We start from the raw sequence: 6724 nt of genomic DNA on the forward strand, positions 1-6724 counted from the left end.
GTTCAGCCTTCGGTGACAGTAATCTGCTGTCGGGCTGGCTTAGTTATGTACGGGCTGATTACCGTGATTCACTAAGCAACGAATCGCACAATTTCTTCTAAGGTTAAACCCAGCGCTGCACGAGAAAGAGTTTCAAATTCAGCATTTTCTAGGGAAACAGTAAAGGTTAACTCTTGCTCCCTAGCAGACTGTTGTAAGTCATGCAAATAAGAAGTTATATGTTCAAGTATTTGGTTAATACTAGGTAAAGGGACTTCACAATAAGGAATCAATCTGATTAGCGATTCGTGTAGTTGTATGTTTTGACCCAACAAGACAATGCGTTTATCTGTGGGTTTTAACCTGTGGTAAAGGTTTTTTACCTTGCTTAAAATCTCCCATGATAATTGGGGTGAATTCTTAGCAATAAAGGGGTGAATATCTCCGAGGATAAATACACCGTTTCCGCTAAAATTCGCAATGTAATCAAACACATATAACAATGGATCAGCGTGTTGTGGTTTCTTATACTCTGCAACTGGTTTAAACACCAATCCCCCATCTGCTGCGATTAAACATTGCTCCAAGGTTGATACTCCCAGATTCCAGAAGAACACTGGAGATGAGAGCTTATTGTTAGCTTCAGCAGTTAACCACTGAATAATCGTCGCTTCATCAGGAGACAGAACATCAACCGCAGCGATGGGGATTTGTGAATCTAATGTGGAGAGCAGATTTGAGAGTTTCATTGTTTTTCAATTTGATAAGGTAATGGAGCTAGTTCATCGTGAGTATTAACAAGTCTCACGACTACTTCATAAACTTCGGCATCGCCGTTAAAAACTTCCGATGTACCGTTGTTCTCTTGGTAGGCAATTGCAGTAACTATGGCATTCAACAGCACACACACCCCTTTCAGTATTCGCTTTGATGATCACGGGCTGGCGTGGTTTTTGCTGGGCGTAAACGTGAAGGAAAGGATACTCTTTAGGTAGGTACATAAAATTTCTTGGGGGAACCCAATCGTCACGGTTCCCCTTTTTCCTGATTTACTGCCGTAAGCGAATAGAGTGGGTTGAAGTTGTCCGAAGTTGTTGGGTTTGGGCTTCGTCCTTAAACGTGCGATCGCTCTCGCTGACAACTCCAAGTGCTTCTTCAAACGGTTGTGTAGCCGATAAACAACTCGCTCCCTCGAACCCCTCCGCCTCCACTCGAACTTCACCTGTAGCATTGTCGAAATGAATCAGTATTGAACGTTCCATATTTATCTCCTTTGATATTGCTTAACTTCTTGATGTCCACTGAAGGTAAGGCGTAGAGTTTGCCCTGTGCCGTTAGTTTCTTCAGCAATATTGCATTCCCCAAACTGCTCTTGTAACTCGGCAGCTTTGGCTCTCACCATCCGTTGTCCATAAGCCAGCATTAGTTTATTGCTGAAAAAGTCTTGTCCCAACTTCGGAACTGTTTTATAACTGTCGTGTATTACCTCGTACACGGCGCTTGACTGATTCCACTTGAATCCGATGTCTGCACGGGCTTTTATGGTGCGGCCAGATACGATAATTTCAGCACTTTGTCCTTGAGAGCCACCGTAGTATCCTTTTAGTGATTGTGCTGTTTCATGAACTTGCGGATTCAGTTTCAAATCTTGTAAAGCTTGTACTAGACATTCACGGTTACCAAGCTTGGTTTTAACTGTTGAGAAATGCGACATTTTTAGCTCCAAGGCTTTTAAATTGGTTTGAAAAATAGTAGGAGTGTGATCTCCTTTTTGGGTTATTGTGGAAACTGCATATTTACTACGTTGTTCGAGTCTTGAGCGAATGCATCCTCGCCCAAGACTGTTTTTTACCTGAACTTAAACGACATGACCGTAGCTTTCGATAAGCCCACGTCGCCAGTTGCAAGTGATTGTAGATTGCGTTGTTCATCTAACAACTTGGCGTGGATAGAATCCATCTTTTGTTGCAACTGACTGCGCCCATCACTGCCAAGATTTTTTGACTCAATCGCTGGATCGTTAACGATAGAATCCAAGTGCGCCATCATTGCCTCCAAACTGCTACCAGCCTCCGGGTCTGCGTTTGCTAGTAGTACCTGAACCTTCATCAAATGGCGTTCCATTTTCCTTTTAAACTGTATGGGTTTGCGTCCTGGCTCCCAATCAGCCAACTCTTCAAGCAACTGTGCGGCGAGTTGTTCACCGCCTGCCAGGGCTGATTCCCTTAGCCGTTGCTCGAGATTTTGGTCATACTGTTGGATGAACTTGGTAATCTGGTCTAGACATTCGGCTTGCTGCTGGTTCAGTTGTTCAGAGAGGGCAGGAATAATTACCGGGCGACCAATAACGACTTGTAAATAGTCTTCAAGATCGGTCAGAATCGGAAATGCTCTTAACAAGTTTGCTTTGACTGACTCTTGCTTATCCTGTGCTAATTCCCAGGTGTTAAGTGAGAGAAACTGGTCAATTCGCTCTTGGTAATCTTCGAGTCCTGCTTCGTAATCAACTTTTAATTGATTGCGTAAACCAGGGGCGATATTATCTCTGATATTAATTAACTGATTCCAAACGAGTGGAGCCAAATCAATCGGACAGACCCAATCACCAGTATCAGCAGACATCCATTCTTGAACTGAAGCAATCTCTTGCCTCAGTTGGGCAGCAGCTTCATCAAGCTTTTTGAATACCTTGATACCTCGCAACCCAACTTCAGAATTAGTAACTTTAACAAGGTCTGATTCGATTTCAAAGACTTCAGCTTTTAGCACATCTGCCCATTTAGGTGCGGCAGATTTTGTACTTTTCTTTAGCTGAATGCGAAATCTAATGCGGGTTTTATTTAACTGTGAGAAATTGTGGCGCTCGACTACTGCATCAGTGAGAAAATTTGCAGCGATAGGGTTGTCAATTACTTGTACCATGATTATTCACCTCAATCATTACTTTTCACTTTCAATTCAGCGAAGCTTTCTTTGTGGCTATTTCTCAATTTGTGAATGTCTGTAGTAGCTCTATAGATTACTTTTGTAGAGCCATTTTGTAGTCGAACAGGTCTTTTGATGACTGGCGGTTTATGTGTTGGCATGGCTCAAAATAGCTGAATTTGCTGTGAATTATCCTGTACCACAGGCTTTTCATAAACCATGCCTTCGACTTCATAACAGCGAGTCATGAGTTTGTTTCGATTTAATCGAAAGCTGGCTTTTTTTCTTTGATTTGGCAGAGGTATAAATAGATATTGCGGGTGTTTTATAGTACCTTCATCACCCAAGTATCGAGAAAGCGTACCGTCGATTTGGTAAACTTTTGAGGAGCTTAAAAGCGTTGAGTCGTAGACTTTAATCAAATTTGTTTCCATCTGATTAGTATTGAAGTAGAGTGTGCGATAATCTTTGTGGAATCGATTTTTCTCTACAGTTGGACTGATTGAATCTGACTGTAGAGTTTTTCACGCATAATTCGTTACCTTTGCGTTAATTATTGATTGGGAGTGCCATTCGATTACAGATAGAAATGCTCAAAAATCTGATTAAGTTTTTCTTTTAATTCATCTGACAGAGCATTAAAATCAAACTCTTTAGAGTCCTAAACTTCATCCAGACTTGTAGACTCATCAACGATATTTGCAATCAAACAAGATTCATCGTCATAGTTCCAACCATTTGCTAAAAGCCACGGCAAAACTCCATCAGATTGCAACAACTTGGACAGGTCAAATGAGTCAGAAAACTGTTGTAAGTTCTCGAGGCTAGGGGGAACGATTGTTGTTGTCATTTCTTGTTATTAGTCGATAAGTAGACAGCATGTATTAGCTGTAGACAAAATTTGAGCAACTTCTAATTACAGTTGCCCAAACCCTGTTTGCAACGAGTTAAAACGCCATCTCAAGAGCAGCCTTTGTCACAGCTAAAGCCTGTTCCCAGATTTGTCGCCACTCTGTTTGCTCGTTGTAGGATGCCATAATTAATTCTGACTCTACCCATACCCGACAGAACAACACATTTTCATCTGTCCCTGGCTGCGGCTGTAGTGTGATGGGAGAATATAATTGTTGTGGGGTCAAAGTTGCGATCGCCGCAAGTATGCACTTTGAAAAATGCGTATCGTAGCCTGATTCTAGAATATACGTCCGGTCTGCTTGAATAGTTATTAGCAACTTGCAGGTTTCTTTTTTGCGGCGTTCTGTATTCTCAAACCGCAGTTCTTTAAGATATCCAGTCAAGGCAGTTTGAGGAATAGCACTCGGTTCACTATTATTCAGGGTATACCAAAGCGAACCGTGCTGACGATTACAGTAGATTTTGCAACTGCCAGCATCAGAATGCAATCCCAGTTTCGGTTTATTGATTGAAGCGACCAACTGCTTGAGTAGTTCCTCTTGACGTATCAAGGCAGCAAGTAATTCGCAATTTTCTTGAGGGTTCATTGTTCAGTACCAATACATTTCACTTTCGCATTGGCGAAGCCGTAGACTTCTTGAAGCAGCAGGCGCGACCGATGTAGATTTCGGTCAAAAGAGGCAAGAGAGCAGGGAGCAGGGAGAAGGATTAGACGGAGCTTGTACTCCGACCAATCGAGAGCGTCCTTTATGACGGGGCTTGATACCCATGTTCCGCTCCGCTTCACGGCTTTAGGGCAGGGATTGCTCCCCCTGCCCCTCCGCCTCTTTGGTCACGCCTACTGATTTTTTTACGCCGCTATCAACTCCCGACAAACTTGCGGCAGTTCAATCGGAGCAGTTGCCCTGGACAGTCCCTCTACAGCCTCTTCCACACTCCAATATTGCACTCCATCGCCACAGCGCCAGTAGTAAGTCTTGGGGTCGTTTTCCCATAACTCATCAACGTTTCTGACCTTAAAGACAATCCCCAAGAACTCACCATCTAGATATACGTTGTGAGCCGTCTGAAGGTCAGTGCGTCCTACATAGGTCAGTCGATAGCCGTCTACTGGTTCGCACAAGTCTTCTGCACGAGTCCCGCGATACCCACAGTTACCGCACCCATGTCCTTCGCAGTCTGGACAGATGGCAGCAGGCATATTCCACTTCGGTAGGGTAAAATCCCATTCAGCCGGCGGGGTTAATATTCGAGCCTTGTGGGAAATATAACAACCAGCGTGACCGATTACCTTGTCAGGATAGTACTGGACGCTCAACGATAGCCAGTCGCAATCACCTAACAAGCCAATTTTGTCGGCAGCTCGTTTCAATTCCTCATCTTCCTTGTGATTGCGCTCTACTGGAGCAGAAAGACTCGCTTTAATGTCTGCAACAGCGCGTTTGAATGGCTCTTTGTGGTATCGAGCATAGCCGTGGGTCATTTTCACCCAAACCGTAGTGTCATCTTCACTAATCCAAATAGTCACCACATCTTCGGGCTGGCAGTTTTTAGAGTAGTCCGACTGATTTACGATGGTTGCAATGATTTGGCGATCCTGTGTGGTTAACGGATCTTTTGTTGGCGCAGGGGCTAAACTTTGTGTCATCATTAGAAATTGCCTCTTCTTTAAATGGTTGTGGGCATAGGGGCGATCGCACAGTTTGTCCGACCAGCGATCGTCCTATTTTTAATGGTCAGTTTGTTATGCTTTCAGCACAACACTCTCAATTTAGAATTGGCGAAGCCTCATTTTTCTTGCTCCTAACCAGTAGTTAGAGCTACTAAGCAAAAGACATAGTGCGTCATGCGACCGACGGCTTCAATAGTATTATTTGCTAGCCACTGCACTAAGGCGATTGCTTCTGCTTTTAATAAAAGGCTTGCTCAAAATGGCTGTGTGTCCGTTGATTGCTTCTCCAGGCTTCTTTACCTACTCAATAGAGCTTGTGCTATACCCCGGTGATCATGTCTCTAGACTATGTTTAAATTCGGACGTTAACTCGATTGGCTTAAGCACCGTTTTATTTACTAAGAGGTTGGTGCTTGTTTCCTCTCATGCTTAAATCATACGTCAACGTAGTTGATGTGTCAATAGTGTTGACGTATGAAAATTATTACGTTAATGTGTTTATTACGCCAATAGTATTAATGTGTGTCGCCAAAATACACAAGGAACATCAACTATGTTGATACATCAACGAGTTGATCAGAATATGCTTGAAATGTTCGAGCGTATTCCGATGCAAAAAATGACTAGGTTCATTGATCTGTCCCAATTTTGGACGAAAGAAACAAATCTCTCTATTGAACGAGCGCATGAAATGACTGGGCTTGATAAGCGCACATTATCATCTGCTAGGCGTGGATTCTTGGATAGGTGTCAAATTGACACTATATATAAACTCTTAGAATTAGCTTCTGAATTAGCAGGCAGAGACGTTGATTTCAAGGAAATCATCAGAAATGACGAAACTAGATAACAAAAACTAAAAGCGATCGCTCCCCGCCAAGAGCGCGATCGCCTGAACTAATTCCCGATCAAAGAACTAGTCATGTTTAACTTACCAGTTATCAGCAAACTTCTCAAAGACAACTCTGATTTTTTCACTACAGAAGGGTTGTCTGCTTTGCTTCAGGATTGCATCTGCCTGAAATACGCCCAATACCACAGATTCACCTACCCTTCACTGCTAGTAGACAACAGCATTTACCTGGAACTCGCTCAACTGAATAACCAGGGCAAACGCATCTAAATATTGACGAGCCTGAATCAGTATGAAATACACCAAGACTCAAACTACATAAGGCTTTGAGGAAATTAAATCTCACTCAATATTAAAATGATAATCATTGTGAGGGGGAG

10 protein-coding genes and 1 pseudogene are annotated in these 6724 nt (G+C 42.9%); 2 read left to right on the plus strand and 9 right to left on the minus strand.

The annotated features are described in order from the left end of the window. Positions 1-89: 89 nt before the first annotated feature. From H6G26_RS36865 to H6G26_RS36905, 9 genes and pseudogenes are all read right to left on the minus strand, one after another. Positions 90-728: pseudogene (locus H6G26_RS36865) on the minus strand (ATPase); the annotation flags it as partial. Next, a complete protein-coding gene (locus H6G26_RS43360) occupies positions 725-883 on the minus strand; it encodes a hypothetical protein (protein ID WP_242054213.1) in 159 nt (52 codons plus the stop codon). The pseudogene H6G26_RS36865 and the gene H6G26_RS43360, both read right to left, overlap by 4 nt. A 145-nt stretch (positions 884-1028) precedes the next feature. Further along, positions 1029-1241 carry a DUF2997 domain-containing protein gene (locus H6G26_RS36875; protein ID WP_190736457.1) on the minus strand — a complete coding sequence of 71 codons (213 nt, stop codon included), beginning with the start codon at positions 1239-1241 and terminating at the stop codon, positions 1029-1031. A 2-nt stretch (positions 1242-1243) separates the two neighbouring features. Beyond that, the gene (locus tag H6G26_RS36880; protein ID WP_190736459.1) at positions 1244-1693 is read right to left on the minus strand and encodes a DUF1257 domain-containing protein; all 450 of its coding nucleotides are present in this window, start codon (positions 1691-1693) and stop codon (positions 1244-1246) included. A 134-nt stretch (positions 1694-1827) separates the two neighbouring features. After that, the gene (locus H6G26_RS36885) at positions 1828-2901 is read right to left on the minus strand and encodes a hypothetical protein (protein ID WP_190736460.1); all 1074 of its coding nucleotides are present in this window, start codon (positions 2899-2901) and stop codon (positions 1828-1830) included. A 167-nt stretch (positions 2902-3068) separates the two neighbouring features. After that, entirely contained in the window at positions 3069-3338 is a 270-nt protein-coding gene (locus tag H6G26_RS36890; RefSeq protein ID WP_190736462.1) for a hypothetical protein, read from the minus strand. Between the two features lie 227 nt (positions 3339-3565). Next, complete coding sequence (locus tag H6G26_RS36895; RefSeq protein WP_242054214.1) at positions 3566-3754, minus strand: hypothetical protein; 189 nt, start codon at positions 3752-3754, stop codon at positions 3566-3568. 97 nt (positions 3755-3851) lie between these two features. Further along, on the minus strand, positions 3852-4406 hold the full coding sequence (locus tag H6G26_RS36900; protein ID WP_190736465.1) for a hypothetical protein: 555 nt from the start codon (positions 4404-4406) through the stop codon (positions 3852-3854). Between the two features lie 263 nt (positions 4407-4669). Then, a complete protein-coding gene (locus H6G26_RS36905; RefSeq protein WP_190736466.1) occupies positions 4670-5470 on the minus strand; it encodes a hypothetical protein in 801 nt (266 codons plus the stop codon). Here H6G26_RS36905 and H6G26_RS36910 point away from each other — a divergent pair. Continuing rightward, positions 5461-5637 (plus strand): hypothetical protein, encoded by a 177-nt coding sequence (locus H6G26_RS36910; protein ID WP_190736467.1) that lies wholly within the window; start codon positions 5461-5463, stop codon positions 5635-5637. The genes H6G26_RS36905 and H6G26_RS36910 overlap by 10 nt on opposite strands. A 776-nt stretch (positions 5638-6413) precedes the next feature. After that, positions 6414-6614 carry a hypothetical protein gene (locus H6G26_RS36915; protein ID WP_190736469.1) on the plus strand — a complete coding sequence of 67 codons (201 nt, stop codon included), beginning with the start codon at positions 6414-6416 and terminating at the stop codon, positions 6612-6614. The last annotated feature ends 110 nt before the right edge of the window (positions 6615-6724 follow it).

Source organism: Nostoc sp. FACHB-888 (assembly GCF_014696655.1).
GTDB lineage: Bacteria > Cyanobacteriota > Cyanobacteriia > Cyanobacteriales > Nostocaceae > Nostoc.

What these genes read in the sequence shown, in the direction of transcription:
- H6G26_RS36875 (WP_190736457.1), bottom strand. Translation starts at nt 1,241, where the DNA reads ATGGAACGTTCAATACTGATTCATTTCGACAATGCTACAGGTGAAGTT.
- H6G26_RS36880 (WP_190736459.1), bottom strand. Translation starts at nt 1,693, where the DNA reads ATGTCGCATTTCTCAACAGTTAAAACCAAGCTTGGTAACCGTGAATGT.
- H6G26_RS36885 (WP_190736460.1), bottom strand. Translation starts at nt 2,901, where the DNA reads ATGGTACAAGTAATTGACAACCCTATCGCTGCAAATTTTCTCACTGAT.
- H6G26_RS36890 (WP_190736462.1), bottom strand. Translation starts at nt 3,338, where the DNA reads ATGGAAACAAATTTGATTAAAGTCTACGACTCAACGCTTTTAAGCTCC.
- H6G26_RS36895 (WP_242054214.1), bottom strand. Translation starts at nt 3,754, where the DNA reads ATGACAACAACAATCGTTCCCCCTAGCCTCGAGAACTTACAACAGTTT.
- H6G26_RS36900 (WP_190736465.1), bottom strand. Translation starts at nt 4,406, where the DNA reads ATGAACCCTCAAGAAAATTGCGAATTACTTGCTGCCTTGATACGTCAA.
- H6G26_RS36905 (WP_190736466.1), bottom strand. Translation starts at nt 5,470, where the DNA reads ATGATGACACAAAGTTTAGCCCCTGCGCCAACAAAAGATCCGTTAACC.
- H6G26_RS36915 (WP_190736469.1), top strand. Translation starts at nt 6,414, where the DNA reads ATGTTTAACTTACCAGTTATCAGCAAACTTCTCAAAGACAACTCTGAT.